The organism is Pyxidicoccus sp. M6 (genome assembly GCF_055568925.1).
On record NZ_CM145714.1, the window covers coordinates 12,492,088 to 12,509,524 of the forward strand.

A 17,437-nucleotide genomic window follows, 5' to 3' on the forward strand; every position below is an offset into this window, starting at 1 on the left:
CCCCGCGCCATGTCCCGGCACCTCCAGCATCTGCTCCTCGTCGAGGATGACTCCACCTGGCAGGAACGCCTGGCGGAGGCCGCTCGTGCGGAAGGCCTCCGCGTGTCCCACGCCACGGATGGGGTGGAAGCCCTGGAGTGGCTGAAGACCCATCCGCGCGCGGGGCACCCGGACCTCATCCTGTTGGACTTGTCGCTGCCACGGATGGACGGGTGGGAGCTGTACGGCCAGCTCCGCACGAATGAGCGGCTGCGGCACCTGAGCGTGCTGATGTTCTCCGGCGCGCTGAGCGGTGGGGAGCCGCCGCTCGGAGGCGTGGTGGGCTACCTGCGCAAGCCCCCCGCTCCGGAGGCGATGCTGGGCGAGTTGCGCACGCGGCTGCGCCACCTGCCCGAGCCGCCTCCTCGTGAGACGTCCGGGCCGTACGCGCTGAAGCTCCAGGACGACGTCTCCGTCACGCTGGGCCTGCTGCCCCGCGCGGAGGGACACGCCGTGCGGCTGCACCTCCTGCGCGCGGCGGAGCTGGTGGGCACGGAGCTGCCCATGTCCTCCACGTGGCTGATGGCGCTGCCGGGCGTGCCGCCCGCGCTGCTGGTGACGGTGTCCGGCGTGCAGGTGGTGCTGGAGGTGGACGACGAGCAACGCGTGCTCACCGCCACGAACCTCCACGTCCCGGCGCACCTGCTGCGCGTGTCCTGAAGCGCCGGGCGTCAGCGCACGGCCACGTGCCGGGCGATGCCCTCGTCCAAATCCAGCCACAGCACCCGGCCGCGCGAGTCGAAGGCCGTGAGCGCGGTGGCGGTGAGGCGCACCCGGGGAGGCACGTCTCCCTCGAAGACGAGCAGGGCGCGCTCGGAGCCGCGCGCGTCGGCGAGGCGGAGCTGGTAGTGGCCCGCGCAGCGCAGCACGTCCACGCGCCAGGACTCGGAGAGGATGATGCGCTCGCGTCCGGCGCGGACGGGCACCGGAACTTGCGGCGAGCGCGTCCCCACGGGCTTCCGCCACAAGTGCCGCAGCTCGCGAGCGGCCGGGGAGCGCCCGGGTTCGAGGAGCACTTCTGGCAGCACCACCTTCCCGAAGTCGAGGATGGCCACCATCACCGCCACCTCGCCGTCCGCGGTCAGCGAGACGGACTCGATGACTCCCGTGAATGCGTTCTCCGGGGTGAGCAGCTCGACGCGGGAGCGCAGCGTGGGGCCCTGGGGCAAATCGTAGGTCCACCGCTCCAGGCCGGTGGAGACGAAGCTCAGCCACCCGGAGTCCACGGCCAGCGCGTGCACGGGCGGCTGCACATCCGTCACCCGCCAGAGCGCGCGCACCTCCGGGGCGAGCACGTCCACCATCATCACCGTGCTTCCCGAGGCGACGAACCACGCGCCGCCGTCATACGTGGGGGCCCAGGTGTCCACCACCGCGTCGCACCAGAAGGACGCGCGGCGCGCCACCAGGTCCAGGCGCGACAGGCGGTGCACCTCGCCGCGCCGGGCAAGCGCCAGCGCGCGGTCTCCGTGGACGGACGGCACCAGCGAGAAGGCCGGCACGTCGAAGTGCGCCACCACGTGTCCGTCCGCGCGCACCAGCCGCGCGCCCGCCTCGCCCAGCGCGAGCAGCAGGCGGCCGTCCGGCAGCACCACCACGTCGTGGACGGGGAAGGCACCGTCGTCCGTCTCGCGGGCGGTGATGTGGACGGGCGGGCGGGCGGCGTCGGTGTTCCACGGGATGCGGACGCGCTCGGACAGCGCGGGCAGGTCCGAGCGCAGCGTGCCGTCGGGTGCGTCGCGCAGCAGGCGGGTGAGGAAGTCGGTGGTGAAGCGGGCCCGGTCCGCCGCCCTGTCGCGGAGCAGCGCGCGCACCATGGGCACCATCAGCGCGGTGCGCTCCGCGGTGGACGACTCGCCGGCCATCGTGAGGGCGAAGGCGAAGCGCTCGGGAGCGCGCTCCGGGGTGTCGTCGTCGAGCAACTCCCGCACCCGCGCCTGTGCCGCGGTGAGCCCGTCGGAGTAGGCGGAGACCCAGAGCGCGAGCAACCGCGCGCCATTCGCACCGCCGCACGCCACGCCCCGCTCAATCCAGCCGCGCGCCAGCTCGCGGGCATCGGCGAGGGGCCACACGGCCTGCACCGCGCGGCTCCAGTCTCCGGACTCGGCGAGCGTCTCGCCCCAGAGGAGGCGCAGCACGCGGGCTTCTTCCAGGTGCGTGCGCTCCAGCCGCAGCACCGCGTCCGCGAAGGCGCCGCTGCGCCGGGCGATGGCCGTGGCGCGCGCGATGTCCTTCGCGAGGAACCACTGGCGCACCACGAGCCCCGGAGGGAGGTTGCGCCCCTCGGCCAGCTCGGCGGCGAGCCTGAAGCGTCCGTGCCGCTCCAGGAAGGAGACGGCCTCCTCGTGGGCGCCCAGCAACTCCGCGAGGACGAAGGCGGCCTCGTCGATGCGGCCCTCGCGCTCGAGGCGGCGGAAGGCGTCGCGGTAGCGGTCCTTGAGGGCGGAGAACAGCGCTTCGCCACCGCCGAAGATGGAGCCGCCGCCCCGGGAGGTCTGGATGGTGAGCGACTCGCGCGGGCCGGGCAGGCCCAGGGCCACGCGCGTGTTCTCGTCCAGGCCGCCGCTGTTCAGGGGAATGGCGTAGCGCAGGGCCTCCTGGAGGTTGCCCTCCTCGAACAGGTCGAAGAGGCGGCGCACGTACTCCGCCTTGCGCCGCCCCAGCAGCTCGCCCAGCGGCGTGTTGCGCAGCATCCACTCGGAGAAGCGGGACAGCAGGCCCGGGCCGGAAGGTACCGGCGGAGGAGCGTGCGGTGCCTGGCCGGGCCTGTCACCGCCACCGGCCGCGGCGCCTCCACCGTGCTCGTTGGAGGGAGCGAAGAAGTACGCGAGCAACCGGCTCAGCCATGAGGGCCCGCCGGGCGCCGACGGAGCGCCGCCGGAGGTCCTCTCGGGCAACGCGGGCCGTGCACCGCCAGGCAGGAGCCACGAGGCGAACCGCGCCAGCAGGCCCGGCCCTCCCGCAGCGCCCCCCGCCCGTGCCGCATCGTCGGAGCCCCTCTCGGAGCGCAACGCCGCGAACAGCCGCGTCAGCAGGCCCGGTCTTCCTGCTCCGCGCGTGGCTTCCCCCTGAGCCGGCGCATCGGAGCCCTTCCCGGAGCGGAGCGCCGCGCGCAGGCGCGCGAGCAGTCCCGGGCGCTCGGCCACCACGAGTCCCTCCGGTGGCGGCTTCCCCTGCGTGCGCGCGAGCATCACCTGGGCCTCGGGCGCGAGCGTGGGCACCGACGCACCGAAGGAGGCACGCGTCGGCGGCGGAATCGGCTCCAGCGCCGCCACCGGAGGAGGAGGCGCACCGAGGCCGCGCACCGTCACCACCTCCCACGCGGACACCTCGAGCCACGCCGAGAGGTCCACCACACGCGCGCCCGCCAGCGTCTGGACATGCGCCTGCCCCGCGCGCACCAGCAACACCGAGCCCTCGCGCAACTCCGGGTGCTCGCGCTCGGAGGCGGACAGCGGCGCCGAGGAGAGGACGCCCTTCTCCAGCGTGAGCGGCAGCCCCGGGGCGGAGTCACTGACCACCACCAGGGGACGCGGCAGGCGCAGCAGGTAGCCACCGGCCACGGCGAGCACGGCAGCGCCCGGAGTCCACGCGGCGAGCACGCGCCGCCGCGCCTCGCCCTCGCCGAGCAGCGCGGGGTCGAACCAGAGGGCCGCGGCCCGCACGGTGCCCCGGTGCACATGCCTCCGGGGCCGGAGCGTCATGGACGTCGCGTTCATCCGGCTGCTCCCGGCAGCGCCTGGTACAGGATGCCGCCCTCGCGCAGGTTGCTCAGCACCAGCCCGCCTCCCTTCAACATCCACCCAAGCACCGGCAACGCATGACTGGCCTCGGCATGCACCACTTCCTCCCAGGCCACCGTCAGCCGGTACCGGACGTCGGGAGTGACGAGCCACAGCGTGCGCTTGTCCGCGTCGAGCGCCAGCAGCCCGGGCTTGTCGGGCGCCTCGCGGGACGTGCCCACGCCGACGACGCGCATCTCCGTGGGGAGCTCCACATACCGCGAGCCGCCCTCCGCGCCGAACAGCCGCCACAGGCCCGGCTGGCGCCGCACCGCGAGCAGCCCCGCATCCGGATGGGCGGGCCACCCCAGGAAGCCGAAGAACGCGTCACAATCCTCCGTGCCGATCGGCAGGTGGCGCACGTGGTCCTTCTCCACGACGCAGAGCCAGCCTCCGGACGACTCCGTGCCAGAGAACGTGGGCCTGGGGCGCGTCATGAAGACCACCTTGCGGTCCACCTCGGCCGCGGCGGTGACGCCCTTCGCCACGCGCAAGAGGTTGATGCGCCGGGTGGTCCGGTCCTGCTGGACGAGGAAGAGGCTCTCATCCAGGCCGGCCAGGAGCAGCCGCTCGTTGCCGTTGGCATCCTCGCAGCTCAGCAGCCGGCCCGGGGGCGAGCCCTTCGCGGGAGGCGCCACGGCCACGGCCCCCTCGTCCAGGTCGAAGAGGTCGCTCTCGGGCTTGTTGCGCGCGGAGGCGCGCAGCTTGCCGTGGAGCACGTATTCGTTTCCACGCTTGCACAGGAGGATGAGGCCGCCGTTGTGACGCCAGCCCGCGCCCATCAACTCCTGCCCGGGAGGCGGCTTCACACGGCGAGCCTTGGGCACGGTGGCGCGGATGGAGTGCGGAATGGCCATGGCGCCCACACTGCCGTCCTCGCGGTAGAGCAGCAGCCGCTTGCCATCCGCGGAGAAGGCGAACGTGCGCAGCGGCGCCATGAGATTCGCCGGGCGGACCACGGGCGGAGCGATGCGAGGCTTCCGGAACGGGTCTCGCAGCAGGCGCACGCTGGTGTCGGGCGGAGGCAGCTCCAGCACCACGGAGCGCGAGGGACGCGAGGCGGGCCGCACGTCCACGGTGAGCTGCCGCGCGCCAACGGCCAGCACCTCGGACACCTCCACGCGAGACAGGCCCGAGGCCTTCGGCAGCCGGGACAGGCGCGCATCGCCCACGAGCCACGCGTCCTCCGGGCCCGCGTCGAGCGAGAGCGCGTCCCGCCACGCGGCGAGCCGCTCGTCCGTCGGAGGCTGCAGGTCGCGAGTGGAGAGCCACGTATTGAGCGTGGCCGGAGTCACCTCGGAGAGGGCGCCCCTGGACGGGTCGGACTGGAGCACGGCCCACGAGAAGGCGGCGCCCGCGGCCTCGGCGCGGCGGGAGAGGACGATGAGGAGCGCGAGGTGCGCGATGCGCGGGGCTCCGAGCTGGTCCGGGCCCGCGTCCAGCAGCGCCACCGTGCGGCGAGCCCCCTGCGGCTGGCGGAACGCGGGCTTGAGGAAGGACAGCTCGCCGAAGGCGGCACGACGCACCAGCTCGTCAGGAGCTTCCAGGGCCCACAGCCACTCGCTGACGAGGAGCCGCTCATAGGTGCCACGGCGGGTGAGGCCGTCATAGCCCTGCGGCTCACCACCAGTGGTCTCACTGCGGGGACGCAGCGCACCGAGCGCCGCGGACAGGCGAGCGACGTAGGGCCCCATGTGCAGGGCCAGGTCGTCAGGGAACAGGGAGAGCTGCGACGCCCAGGGCCGCAGCGCGGGAGGCAGCTCGGTCATGGAGTCACCTGCGCATTCGGAGTCACCGGAGCCGGCTCCAGCCACGCGGTGAGCGTGACGCGAGACACGGGCCGGGCCGCGCCCACCGGAACGAGGTGGCCGGACGCGGGCAGCACCGCCACCGGAGTCCCCGCGTTCCCCACGCGAGCGAGCAACGCGCGCTCCAGCATCGACGCGGCCACGTTGGGAGCGAGCGCACACGGCATCAACAGCGAAGGCGCGCCGGAGTCCCTGCCGAGGTACACGGCGCCATCCACCCACGGCAGCGAGCCCGAGGGCCCGAGCAGGACGAGCACGCCCGCCCCAGCCACGCCGCTCCACTCCGCGAGCCGCGCGTCCGGCTCGGAGAGCACGCGGCGAGCGAGCGCGAGCGCCACGTCCCCCTCGCCCGCGACGGCGAGCGGCTCCAGCGGCTCGGCCCGAGGGCCCCAACGCACCGGTACTCTTTCGCTGCTCATGCCCATCCCCTCACCCCGCACCGGGCCGAGGCCAATGCTTCATGTTCCCGCCGACCCGCTCCGCTGATTGCTGATTGCACCACCATGCGAGCCCGGACGCGCCTCGGTTCAGGCCGCCACCACCGGAGCCGAGGGAGACAACGCCGCGGCCACCTGGGCCCGCAACGCCTTGAGGTCCTCGGTCAGTGCCTCGGGCGCGAAGCCCGCGTCCATCTCCCGAGCCACGCCCTCCAGCTTCAAGCGCCACGCGGCAAGCGCCTCCGCGTCGCCATCGGCGGGCCGCTCCGCCAGCAGCATCTGCCCCGCCGTGGCGATGCGCTGAGCGCGAGCCCGAGGCCCCGCGCTCGCCTCCAGCGCGGCGGCGGCCAGCGCCGGGTTCTCCGACGCCGCGAGCACATCCCGCAGCACATCGCGAGCCAGCGCCTGCGCCTCCTTCGTGGGCACGGCATACACGAGCGGCCACAAATCCGCGGTCGTCGGCACACGCCGGCCCGCGAGCGCCGCGGCGGAGGCGATGAGCTTCTGCACCTTCACCGCGCGACGGTCCGACAGCGCGATGCCCGCCGCGCGCAGGGTGCGCAGCGCGTGCGCCAGGTGCGGACGCACGGAAGCGAGGTCCGCCTCGCGAGCCGCCTTCGCCAGCACGTCCAGCGACTCCAGCGACGTGACACGGGCCTCGCCCTCGCCCCACAGCGAGGCACCGCCCGCGAGCAGCTCCTCCAGGCGCGGGTCGGGCACGGGCTCGACGAAGATGCGCGCGAGGAAGCGGTCCGCGAAGGCCGCGAGCGATTCATCCTCGGGCAGCGCGTTGGACGCGCCCACGCAGACGCGCAGCGGGCAATTCATGCGCGTGTGGCCCCGGCGGAAGGTGCGCTCGTTGAGGATGCCGAGCAGCGTGTTGAGGATGGCCGTCGAGCCGAGGAACACCTCGTCGAGGAAGGCCACCTCGGCCTCGGGCAGCATGCCGGAGGTCTCCGTCTCCACGAGCCCCTCGCGCAGCTTGCGCAGGTCGACGGGGCCGAACAGCTCGGAGGGCTCGGTGAAGCGTCCCAGGAGGTACTCGAAGTAGGAGCCACCGAGGCCCCGAGCGGTGCGGCGCACGGCCTCGCTCTTCGCGGTACCGGGAGGACCGATGACGAGCAGGTGCTCGCCGGCCACGGCGGACAGCGCGACGAGCTCGACCATGGCCTCGCGCTCGACGAGCCCGCGCCCCGCATCGGTGAGGGCGTCGCGAACGGCGGAGGCAGCGGCTTCGAAGGTGACGGACATGATGGGACGGGAGCCTAACCGCCGGACTCGGCCGGCGCGAAGAGCACCAGGAGCCCCAGCCGCTCCTCGATGGAGTGGAAGCGGTGGGGCACGTGCTGTGGGACGTAGATGAAGGCACCGGGTTCCACCGGCTGCTCGGTGTCCCCCACGGTGAGTCGCGCGCGTCCGGACAGGGCGTCGTAGACCTCGTCCTCCGCATGGGGGCACTGTCCGCCGGTGGCGCCGGGCTCGAGGACAGACAGGCCCGCGCTCATGGACGCGCGGCGGAGGAACTCCAGGTAGGGCCTGCCGCCCTCGCGCTGTTGGGACTGCAACGCGGAGAGGGTGAAGGTGGCGGGCAGGTTGTGCTGCGGAACACGCATGTGCCTCTCCGTGACGGGGGTCTACCAGCGTTCATGACACGCGACGCGCGAGGACAGGAGACAGCATTCCCGGAGAGCACGGTCCTGCGCGTACACTGGAGCGCATGAGAGAGCTGTCGAAGTGGATGGTCCTGGCGGGAGTGCTGGGCGTGGTGACGGATTCGGTGGCGGAGGGTTGGAACGGCTACGCGTCCCTGGGCGCGGGAATCACGCTGGACCACCTGAGCGACCTGCATGCGAAGGGTCCGGCCCTGCACGGCTACCTGGGCATCGAGTCACCACCGGGGCTGTCCATCGGTCTGCTCGCGGAAGTCTCGGAGACGTGGGGTCAGAAGTTCGCCGTGGCGGCGGACCCGAACCGACTCGAGCGGTCGCAGTTGGACTACAAGGCGGTGGGTATCGAGGTGCGGCTGCGCTTCTTCCGGGACAAGCCCATCAACCCGTGGGTGGGGGCGCGGCTGTCGAAGAGCTGGTCGAATACCTTCACGCCCGACAGCGCGGGGAACCTGTTCCGGGAAAAGATAGACACCACGGGCATGGCGTTCCGGCTGGGAGTCGATGGCTGGCTCAGCGCGCGCTGGGGAGTGTCGCTCGCGACGGCGTTCCAGTTCTGCGACGTGAAGTTCACCGAGGACTCCATCAAGGAATGCGCCCAGCCGCTGCACTCGGTGATTGCGGGCCCGGTGCTGCGGTTCTGAGCCCGCGCTCTTCCCGGAAGGCGCGGACGACACGGCGGGCGGCAGTCTCCCCGGCAGCCCTCCCATAGAGGGTGCGTCCCGGCTAGCCCCCACCTGTTCGTTCCGCGACACCCGCCCCACCTTCCCGAGCGACAGCCTCAAATCAGGACGGGGTGACCATGAAAGTCATTGGACTCATCGCGGCGGCGCTGCTGCTGGGGACCGGCTGCGCGCATGACCAGAACAAGCCCGCGGAGGGCACGAGCCCCACGCCACCGCAGAGCACGAACAGCACGGGACAGCAGGTCGGCCCGCGCAGCACGAGGACCGTGTCCGCAGCGCAGCAGCCCGGAATGGTCTGCGAGGTGGTGGGCACCGGAGGCTCCGGCCAGCAGTCCGTGAGCGCCGCGCCGAAGCAGAAGGAGGACAGCGACAACTGGGCCACCGGAGGTGCGGGACGGCAGCAGTCGTCGAGCCTGTCGACGCCCGAGACGTCGCCCAGGGCGTCGGACACCAGCGGCACGGCACAGCAGCAGCCAACGCCAAAGCCAGACACGGCACCTGCGCCTGACACCCACGAGGACGCCACCGGCATCGGCGGCGCGGGCCAGCAGTCCGAGCCCTCCGCATCCCCGCCCGCGCGCGAGGACACGGGCCTCGCCGGAGGCGGTGGGGGCTGAGGAGTAACAGTCCCTCCTGAGAGGCTCGGAGACGCACGCCTTGCGCGGCGGCATCGGAAGCGGGTGGCTGTCACTCCTCGTGACGCTGCTCGGAACACTGACCGGTGCCGCGCCGTCTCCGTGGCGCGCCGTCCTGAGCGAAGGAGTAGAGGAGGCCGCGCGAGACTTCGACGGAGAGCTGGCGCTCTACGTCCGCGACGTGAGCACGGGCGAGGAGTACGCCCGCGACGCGAGCACGCCCATGTACCTCTCCTCGGCCATCAAGGTGGCCGTGATGGTGGAGGTCTTGCGTCAGGTGGACGCGGGCACGCTCACGCTCGACACGCCCATCCTCTTCGAGCCCGAGGACGTCCGAGACGGCATGCACCCGATGGCGAAGGTGCCACCGGGCACGCCGCTCACCGTGGCGACGCTGCTCGAATACATGATGGTGCACAGCGACAACGCGGCGGCGGACCTGCTCATCGGGCAAGTGGGCATCGACCAGGTGAACGCGGGACTGAAGCGCCGGGGCGTGCACTTCGGTCCCCTGGTCTCACTGCTGGAGGACCGGCACCACGTCTACGCAAAGCTGGACCCGAGGGGCGCGGAGCTGACGCCGCAACAGGTCCACGAGCTGGGCCGGACGAGCTCGCCAGAAGCGCGAGCAAGAGCCCTCTCTGAAGTCCTGGGCCACGAGCCCGCCTGGACCGGCACCGAGCTGGAGTCCGCCTTCGACGCCTGGTACGCGGAAGGCACCAACTCCGCGCCGATGCGAGAGATGGGCCGGCTGTTGGAACAGCTCGCCCGCTGCGAAGGCCTGAGCCCCGCGAGTTGCGAGCGAGCCAGGACACTGATGCGCAACTGCCACACGGGCCGGGCACGAATCCGAGCCGGCATCCCCGGCACCGCGCGCTGGGCGCACAAGACAGGAACGCAGCACCGGCGAGCCTGCGACGTGGGCATCCTCGAATTCGAACCGGGTCGCCCCATCATCGTGGCCGCCTGCACGCGAGGCTTCCGCCGCGTCACCGAAGCAGAGCTTCTGCTGGCGAGAATCGGCGGAGCACTCACGCGGGCATTCACGAACACACCCGTGACGACTGGCAGGTACAGTGCGCCGCCATGAGCACACCGCCTCCTGTCCCCGCGCCCACCAGTCCTCGCTGGCTGTATCTGCACGGCTTCGCCTCGGGGCCGGACTCGGCGAAGGGAGTCGCGGTGGCGAGGCACTACGCGAGCCAGGGCATCCACGTGGAGCGCCTCAACCTGCGAGTACCGTCGATGGAAGCGCTGCGACTGAGCGCAATGCTGGACACGGTGCGCAAGGCAATCGGAGGTCCCGAGGACCGAGCCGTCCTCTTCGGCTCCAGCCTGGGAGGCCTCACCGCCGCGCGCGTGGCGGAGCAGGACGCACGGGTGTGCGCGCTGGTCCTGCTGGCTCCGGCGTTCCGGGTGGTGGAGCAGCTCCGCCGCCGCATCGGAGAGGCGGGCTGGGCGCACTGGAACAAGGTTGGCTGGATTGAGACGGACGACTTCGCGGAGAAGCGCAAGGTGCGCATCCACTCCGGCTTCATCCCGGACGCGGAGGCGGAGGACGCGAAGACGGGAGGCTGGCCCGACGTGCGAGTCCCCACGCTCATCATCCACGGGCGCGCGGATGACACGTGCGACATCCGCCACTCACGCCACTGGGCCGAAGGCCGGCGCCACGTCCGCATGGTGGAAGTGGACGACGGCCACGAGCTCACCGCGTCTCTCCCGAGCATCCTCTCCGAGTCCGAAGCCTTCCTGCGCCCGTGGGGGGCGGGCCGGTAACGCTCGACCTCTCCGAGTCCGAAGCCTTCATCGACAGGACCCCGTGTCCGCATGGGCTACGCCATCACTCAGGTGCGGTGCCGCTCCGCCTCGCGGAAGAACTGCGTGAGGGAGTAGTCCAGCAGCGACTGGCGGGACTGCATGTACCGGCGGGCACGGAGGAAGGGCAGCCAGACACGTTTGCCAACGCGCACCTGGGACTCTTCCAGTTTCTTGCGTGGTATCCACTGCCCGCCCAGCCTCCGCACGAGCGCACTGCCCAGGTAGGCCCCTACCGCGGGTGTCACTCGCTCGTCGATGAGCTCCCGCACGTACCTCTCTGGGATGTTGTCGCGCCAGAGGTGGAAGTCGATGTCCGTCAGCGCCTCGGGCGTTGCATCGTAGATGGAGGGCACCTGCGCGTGGAGGACCACCACGAGGTACTCCGCGAGGTCGCCATACTGACTCCGGACACGCTCCGCATCTCCCACGTCCGACGGCATGGCAGCAGGGAGCCACTCTTCCGGCTCGGGCGGCCGGTACACGTTGAGCTCGGCAATCTTTCTCTGCCGCTCGCTGATGGCGAACTCGTCCGGCAAGCGTGAGAGGAGCGGTGCAACATCCGGGTGGAAGTGCGGGTCCACAGGGGCCAGGGCGGCGCTGCGCTCTCGCAGGGTGCGCAGCACTGTTTCGAAGTCCAGGTCCGGCCGCAGGTGGACGTGCGCGCGTGCCTGAGCAACACGCGCCGCCTCGCTGGCGAAGTCGGCGGCGGTGGGCCACGTCACCAGGAGGACTGAGCCATTGGGCAGTGCCTCCACCCGGTGGGCTGGAGTGGACAACACCCGCTCGCGGCCAAGGGTCTCCACCAGCTTCGGTCCGAAGACGTTGAGCCAGCACACTTCATAGACCTTGTCGAACCTATCCCGCTCCCATGTTTCGTCGTCCCGACCGAAGCTGGGAAAATCCGCGAGCTGCTGATCAGCAGCGCTATGAGCTGCTGCATAAGGCGTCGGATATCGAGAGGCCCAGGCACGCGCCATATCCGCGAACTTGCGGCAACGCTCCACCTCGGCAAAGAAGGAGAGCGGCTGCACGTCGAGGATGACACTTAGATCAGGTGGGTCCTTCGCGAGCCCGAGGTCGAGCGTCAATGAGACGGCGGGATTCTCTGAGCGAAACAGCCCAATCATCGAGCCGAACTCATCGCGCCGCTCCTCCAGCGCCCTCAAGACTGCATCCCGGGAGTACTTACGCCTTCGACTGCTCTTTACAATTGTCGGCACCCAACCGACGGCGAACGTCTCAACGGCCTCAAGGAACGGCGTCAGCTCGTGCTCTATCCCGGCCTTTGGGTCGAAGGCTCCATCGAAGGAGAAGTTCAGACTGTCCTCTTTGTTCAAGTCATGAAGCGTTAGCACTTTCATTGAAACAGCACCTCCACGCCCTTGATCCGCTCCTTGACCCTGCCTGCCGCACTCTTCAACGCACTTCGGTTTTCAGGCAGAAGTCCCTTGTCTTCATAGACAAGGCGTACCCTTTGAACCTCCGCCCTCTGCCTGATGTCATCCCGGAGGATATTCAGAACCCCACCGTAGTACTTCATCTCCGACAGGGCGCCGGGCCGGTGGTGAACCTGTTGGGCTGAAGCAGCCCGTCATGTTCGAGCTCCCCTCGGAAGATGCCGGGTGGGTGACGGGTGGCACTCCGAGGGAGCAGTCCAGATGAGGGGATGGCTCAGGGGGTGGTGGAGCAACTCCGCCGCCGCATCCCACGAGCTCGCCGAGTCCCTGCCGCGAATCCTCTCCGAGTCCGAAGCCTTCCTGCGCCCGTGGGGCGCGGGCCGGTAACGCGCCAGCGGAGGAGTGTCAGGATGAGGGCCTCGCGTGCGTCACGCAGGCCCCCATCACAAAAGCAGGAGGTCGCCCATGTCCGAAGGCCGTCCCCTCTTTCATCAGCTTGCGCTCCCCATCGCGTGCGTGGGATTGGCCCTGAGCACGATTGCGCACGTGGCGAGCTACCTCGGGGAGAGCTGGCACGAGCCACTATTCATCCTGCACCTCGGAGCCATGTTCCTGGGCATCGGCCTTGTCCTCTGCAACGGAGGGCGCAAGGTGCGGATGCACGTTGGCACGAGTCACCGATGGCCGTGGACCCGGCACCTTCCCGCGCTCGCCATGGCGTACTTCTTCGTGACTTTCGGCACCACGTACTTCCTGTCCGAGGGAGGAGTGCCGCAGGAGCGCGACGGGCGGCTGGTGCTGGCCAACCGCGGCCACTTCATCCGCGAGCTCACCCCCGAGGAGTATCGATGGCACAGGGCTATCAACTCACGGCCGTGGACGGCTGTCTTGATCCTCTTCTACCTGGCCTTCGCCCTGCACTTCTCCGCTGGCGACGAAGAGACGTCCAGCGACACGTCCCCGCGAAGCTGACCCCTTGAGCTCGGCTCGTTCTCGAACGAGTCGGCAGGGCGACGGGTCGTGCTATCGGAACTCGTTCACGATGTAGACCCCCGCCCGCGGAGAACCGAGGATGGCCGTCCCGGGCTTGGACTCGGGCTGCTTCCGAAGCTGCCCGAAGCCCAGCCGGGCCACCGCACAGATGGGCACCTGATCGCCCCCATTCATTGGCTGGGCAGCGTAATACCGGATGACAGCCTGTGGCCCGCCAGTCCAGACCCGGCCATAGAGTCGCGTCGGCGCTTCAAGCAGCCCGAGATTCTCGTCCAGCACGCTCTCGATGTTCCCGTCGTACAGGGTGATGGGACGCGCCCGGCTCTGGTTCGCATCGAGCTGCACCCACGCGGACTCCCCAACGAACATCCGGAGGTAGTTCATCGCCTTGCGCGCCTCTTCAGGGCATTCCTGCGGCCCTGGGCTGCCATCAGGACGTAGGGACACGCCTCCCGTCGCAGTTCCGGGGCACCCAGAGGACACGACGAGTAGGACGGCGCAGCCCAGGAGCGTGAACGTGTTCGAGGCCATGCGTTCCGCTCTATCGCGCCACAAGGGCCGGATCTAGCTGGACATAGGCTTGCCGCATCCCATCGTGCCGGAAGACCTCCAGCCGCAGGCTCGTCAACACGCCATCGTCCAGGAAGGCGCTCCCGTCCACCACGATGGCGAGCACTCCCGAGTCGCCGGGCGAAATCTCGCGGACGGTGGCGCGCACGGCGACCGCTCGCTCGTGGCCGCTGTCATTGGTCACCAGCCGAATCCGCCGCGCGCTCCAAGAATGCTCCGGATCAAGGTTCTTGACCTTGAAGACGACAGCGACCTTCTCCTTCCCCCGAAACACCTGCGCATCAATCTCGGTGTCGTCATCCTTGCCATGAAAGCGGTCCGCGACCTTGAAGGGAGTCTGCGCTACCGAGCCAGATGCCAGCAGGGCAGCAAGGGCGTGGTCCTCCGACGTCTCTTCCTTGCGGTAGCGCTGGTTCTCTTCGGTGAGGGTGTCGTTCTTCTTGAGTGCGTCCATCAGCGCTGAATGCATGGCCGCGTAGCTCTCCCGGTCCTTGAACACGTCGATCTGTTGATCGGTCATCGGCGGCCACCCTCTGTCTTTCTTGAGCCAGGGGGGCCTGACGAGGAACGGAATCTCGGTCCCATCCGCCAGCGCCACGACCAGGGGAATCCCTTCGTCCCTGTTGAGGTCCCGGATGGGCTCGAGGAGCACCTTGTTGCGGACCACGGCCAGCGGTTCGAGCCTGCCCTCCCAACCGATCATCTTCGTCTTGCTCGCGTCTACGAGTTGCTCGAACCGTAGCGTCGTGACGACCTGCCCCTTCACGTAGATGGAGTGGGTGCCGTCGGCCGGGTGCTCGGAGAGCATGATGGGGCGCACGGAGGGCGTGTCGCGCTCGTCACGGGCTTGAGCGGCTGACGAGGCCGCAAGAGCAAGAAGCAGGAGGGACCGGATGAGTGGAGGCGTTCGCACGGTGAGGGCCAACGTACCAGGGTGGGTATTTTGCGTCCAACCCCACGCAGTGCCTGTAAAGTGCCGTCATCGCCGCTGTTCGATCCCCACAGGAGGTATCCGCGGCGATGCGCCAAGCCCGAGCGCCATTGGACTATCTCTGTAGGCAAGGTTCCCTCACGTTCCTCGCGGTCATGAGGAGCGACGATGACGCCCACGCCGTGCGCGCGCTGGTTCGTGTTTCAACCCACGCTCCTCGCGGTCACGAGGAGCGACCCGCCACGATACGCGGGCTATCCGCAAATTCAAGTTTCAACCCACGCTCCTCGCGGTCACGAGGAGCGACCCGTGCGTGTGCCCACGGCCCTGCTCACCAATGCGTTTCAACCCACGCTCCTCGCGGTCACGAGGAGCGACCAAGGGTAGAAACACCCAACCCAGGATGGCCTAATGTTTCAACCCACGCTCCTCGCGGTCACGAGGAGCGACACCGCAACGCCGCAGTCACCAACAAAGGCATTGAGTTTCAACCCACGCTCCTCGCGGTCACGAGGAGCGACCGGCGCCTCTCCGCGAGAGATTCGCGCAAGAGGTTTCAACCCACGCTCCTCGCGGTCACGAGGAGCGACCGGTACGCTTCGTAACCATTGGACATGGGCACCGGTTTCAACCCACGCTCCTCGCGGTCACGAGGAGCGACCTTCGCCCACCGTTCAGCCACGTCCCACCGATTCTGTTTCAACCCACGCTCCTCGCGGTCACGAGGAGCGACGGCGAGAAGGCGAGGCGACCGCGGGTGATGAAGTTTCAACCCACGCTCCTCGCGGTCACGAGGAGCGACAACCACAACGCGAGGGGGAGCCCCATGGACGTGTTTCAACCCACGCTCCTCGCGGTCACGAGGAGCGACCGAGGTGGCGCCGTACGCACCCACCGGAGCGCTTGTTTCAACCCACGCTCCTCGCGGTCACGAGGAGCGACTCCGCCGCCTGCGCCACCACCGCGCCCGGGTGGTTTCAACCCACGCTCCTCGCGGTCACGAGGAGCGACTCCTCTCTCCCGCGAGCAGCAAGAGACGGTGGTGGTTTCAACCCACGCTCCTCGCGGTCACGAGGAGCGACTAGTAGCGGTTGGCGCCACCCACAACACGCCCATAGTTTCAACCCACGCTCCTCGCGGTCACGAGGAGCGACAGCATGGCGTCACGCAGCGCCTTCGCCATGTCCTGTTTCAACCCACGCTCCTCGCGGTCACGAGGAGCGACAGCCGCATGGAGCCGCTCCTCGACGACGTCCTGTTTCAACCCACGCTCCTCGCGGTCACGAGGAGCGACCTGGGACTGTGCCCGGGACTGGCCGCTTGATTCGGTTTCAACCCACGCTCCTCGCGGTCACGAGGAGCGACTCGCAAGAGGACTCGCCCCTGAAGTCTTTTTGACGCGTTTCAACCCACGCTCCTCGCGGTCACGAGGAGCGACGTGTTGCCCAGGTAGCCGTTGTTGTAGGCGTCGTTTCAACCCACGCTCCTCGCGGTCACGAGGAGCGACGGGGAAGACGGCCCTCGTTGCCGAAATCATCTGGTTTCAACCCACGCTCCTCGCGGTCACGAGGAGCGACTCGTCTACTCGAACGACGTGTTCGACCCCGAGGAGGGTGTTTCAACCCACGCTCCTCGCGGTCACGAGGAGCGACCTGGCAGCGTTGGCGGCGGAGGTTTGGAGGGCTCCACGTTTCAACCCACGCTCCTCGCGGTCACGAGGAGCGACCTCCTTGTTACGGGCGTGAAGGCCACCGAGGGGTTTCAACCCACGCTCCTCGCGGTCACGAGGAGCGACTGAAGGAGCTCCGGCAGGTGGCAGCCGTCTGCGTGTTTCAACCCACGCTCCTCGCGGTCACGAGGAGCGACCGCAGCGTCGCGTGCGCTGGTTTCCCCCGGAGCCGTTTCAACCCACGCTCCTCGCGGTCACGAGGAGCGACGCGAGTGCTCATTGATGTGAGCGAGCTGCTGGCGGTTTCAACCCACGCTCCTCGCGGTCACGAGGAGCGACAGCGCCGGGGTGCTCGGCGGTGACGCAATTCGAGTTTCAACCCACGCTCCTCGCGGTCACGAGGAGCGACTGGGGACGGCGCCCGGCGGTAGCACGTTGCACATGTTTCAACCCACGCTCCTCGCGGTCACGAGGAGCGACGAAAGCCGGCTTCTACATGGGGGCCGACAAGCTGTTTCAACCCACGCTCCTCGCGGTCACGAGGAGCGACCGAGCGCCTCCCAGACGCCGTCCGTCACCAACGCGTTTCAACCCACGCTCCTCGCGGTCACGAGGAGCGACATGATTTCCGTCCCTGGCAGGTCCGGCACCGCCTGTTTCAACCCACGCTCCTCGCGGTCACGAGGAGCGACCTCCAGTCCGCGCGCCGCTCGGCACCATCACGGCGTTTCAACCCACGCTCCTCGCGGTCACGAGGAGCGACCTTCGACGTCGGCCATGCACTTCTTCAGCGCGGTGTTTCAACCCACGCTCCTCGCGGTCACGAGGAGCGACGAGGACGCCACGCTGCGCTTCCGCCCCAGCTTGTTTCAACCCACGCTCCTCGCGGTCACGAGGAGCGACGGGACAAGGCGCTGACCATGCTGGCCGAAGAGGTTTCAACCCACGCTCCTCGCGGTCACGAGGAGCGACACGCGCCCTGCCGTTGACGGCGGACCCCGC

General features: G+C 69.5%; 15 protein-coding genes and 1 CRISPR repeat array (1 of these 16 cut by a window edge). Of the genes, 7 read left to right on the forward strand and 8 right to left on the reverse strand.

The features are described 5' to 3' along the window. Window positions 1-9: 9 nt before the first annotated feature. Window positions 10-699, forward strand: a complete 690-nt coding sequence (locus ACVTJA_RS49285) for a response regulator (RefSeq protein WP_465831453.1) — start codon at window positions 10-12, stop codon at window positions 697-699. Window positions 700-710: 11 nt separating this feature from the next. On the opposite strand, the gene ACVTJA_RS49290 is transcribed toward ACVTJA_RS49285, so the two are convergent. The 5 genes from ACVTJA_RS49290 to ACVTJA_RS49310 all read right to left on the reverse strand — a co-directional run bounded on the left by ACVTJA_RS49290 (window position 711) and on the right by ACVTJA_RS49310 (window position 7,679). Beyond that, window positions 711-3,758: a bpX6 domain-containing protein gene (locus ACVTJA_RS49290; protein WP_465831455.1), complete on the reverse strand. Its 3,048-nt coding sequence runs from the start codon at window positions 3,756-3,758 to the stop codon at window positions 711-713. Continuing rightward, window positions 3,755-5,590 carry a hypothetical protein gene (locus ACVTJA_RS49295; protein ID WP_465831457.1) on the reverse strand — a complete coding sequence of 612 codons (1,836 nt, stop codon included), beginning with the start codon at window positions 5,588-5,590 and terminating at the stop codon, window positions 3,755-3,757. Before ACVTJA_RS49295 ends, ACVTJA_RS49290 begins: the two co-directional genes overlap by 4 nt. Next, window positions 5,587-6,048 carry a bpX5 domain-containing protein gene (locus tag ACVTJA_RS49300; protein ID WP_465831458.1) on the reverse strand — a complete coding sequence of 154 codons (462 nt, stop codon included), beginning with the start codon at window positions 6,046-6,048 and terminating at the stop codon, window positions 5,587-5,589. The genes ACVTJA_RS49295 and ACVTJA_RS49300 overlap by 4 nt, the downstream gene beginning before the upstream one ends. 108 nt (window positions 6,049-6,156) lie before the next feature. Next, window positions 6,157-7,317 (reverse strand): AAA family ATPase, encoded by a 1,161-nt coding sequence (locus ACVTJA_RS49305; protein ID WP_465831460.1) that lies wholly within the window; start codon window positions 7,315-7,317, stop codon window positions 6,157-6,159. 14 nt (window positions 7,318-7,331) lie between these two features. Continuing rightward, complete coding sequence (locus tag ACVTJA_RS49310) at window positions 7,332-7,679, reverse strand: cupin domain-containing protein (protein ID WP_465831462.1); 348 nt, start codon at window positions 7,677-7,679, stop codon at window positions 7,332-7,334. A gap of 104 nt (window positions 7,680-7,783) precedes the next feature. Here ACVTJA_RS49310 and ACVTJA_RS49315 point away from each other — a divergent pair, with 104 nt between their 5' ends. The 4 genes from ACVTJA_RS49315 (at window position 7,784) to ACVTJA_RS49330 (ending at window position 10,833) form a co-directional block, all read left to right on the forward strand. Next, entirely contained in the window at window positions 7,784-8,377 is a 594-nt protein-coding gene (locus ACVTJA_RS49315) for a hypothetical protein (RefSeq protein WP_465831463.1), read from the forward strand. A 158-nt stretch (window positions 8,378-8,535) separates the two neighbouring features. Next, window positions 8,536-9,036 carry a hypothetical protein gene (locus ACVTJA_RS49320; RefSeq protein ID WP_465831465.1) on the forward strand — a complete coding sequence of 167 codons (501 nt, stop codon included), beginning with the start codon at window positions 8,536-8,538 and terminating at the stop codon, window positions 9,034-9,036. A 40-nt stretch (window positions 9,037-9,076) separates the two neighbouring features. Beyond that, a complete protein-coding gene (locus ACVTJA_RS49325; RefSeq protein ID WP_465831466.1) occupies window positions 9,077-10,144 on the forward strand; it encodes a serine hydrolase in 1,068 nt (355 codons plus the stop codon). Continuing rightward, window positions 10,141-10,833, forward strand: a complete 693-nt coding sequence (locus ACVTJA_RS49330) for a YqiA/YcfP family alpha/beta fold hydrolase (RefSeq protein WP_465831468.1) — start codon at window positions 10,141-10,143, stop codon at window positions 10,831-10,833. Before ACVTJA_RS49325 ends, ACVTJA_RS49330 begins: the two co-directional genes overlap by 4 nt. A gap of 68 nt (window positions 10,834-10,901) precedes the next feature. Here ACVTJA_RS49330 and ACVTJA_RS49335 read toward each other — a convergent pair whose 3' ends face one another. Then, window positions 10,902-12,236 (reverse strand): hypothetical protein, encoded by a 1,335-nt coding sequence (locus ACVTJA_RS49335; RefSeq protein WP_465831469.1) that lies wholly within the window; start codon window positions 12,234-12,236, stop codon window positions 10,902-10,904. 297 nt (window positions 12,237-12,533) lie between these two features. Here ACVTJA_RS49335 and ACVTJA_RS49340 point away from each other — a divergent pair, with 297 nt between their 5' ends. Both ACVTJA_RS49340 and ACVTJA_RS49345 read left to right on the forward strand, forming a co-directional pair. After that, a complete protein-coding gene (locus tag ACVTJA_RS49340; RefSeq protein ID WP_465831471.1) occupies window positions 12,534-12,659 on the forward strand; it encodes a hypothetical protein in 126 nt (41 codons plus the stop codon). A gap of 78 nt (window positions 12,660-12,737) precedes the next feature. Further along, complete coding sequence (locus tag ACVTJA_RS49345; protein WP_465831472.1) at window positions 12,738-13,244, forward strand: hypothetical protein; 507 nt, start codon at window positions 12,738-12,740, stop codon at window positions 13,242-13,244. A 51-nt stretch (window positions 13,245-13,295) separates the two neighbouring features. Here ACVTJA_RS49345 and ACVTJA_RS49350 read toward each other — a convergent pair whose 3' ends face one another. Together ACVTJA_RS49350 and ACVTJA_RS49355 are read right to left on the reverse strand one after the other, a co-directional pair. Next, a complete protein-coding gene (locus ACVTJA_RS49350; protein WP_465831473.1) occupies window positions 13,296-13,796 on the reverse strand; it encodes a hypothetical protein in 501 nt (166 codons plus the stop codon). Between the two features lie 10 nt (window positions 13,797-13,806). Then, entirely contained in the window at window positions 13,807-14,748 is a 942-nt protein-coding gene (locus ACVTJA_RS49355; protein WP_465840710.1) for a DUF2381 family protein, read from the reverse strand. A 218-nt stretch (window positions 14,749-14,966) separates the two neighbouring features. Next, window positions 14,967-17,437: a CRISPR direct-repeat array (repeat unit 37 nt; unit sequence GTTTCAACCCACGCTCCTCGCGGTCACGAGGAGCGAC); it runs 1,596 nt beyond the window's last position.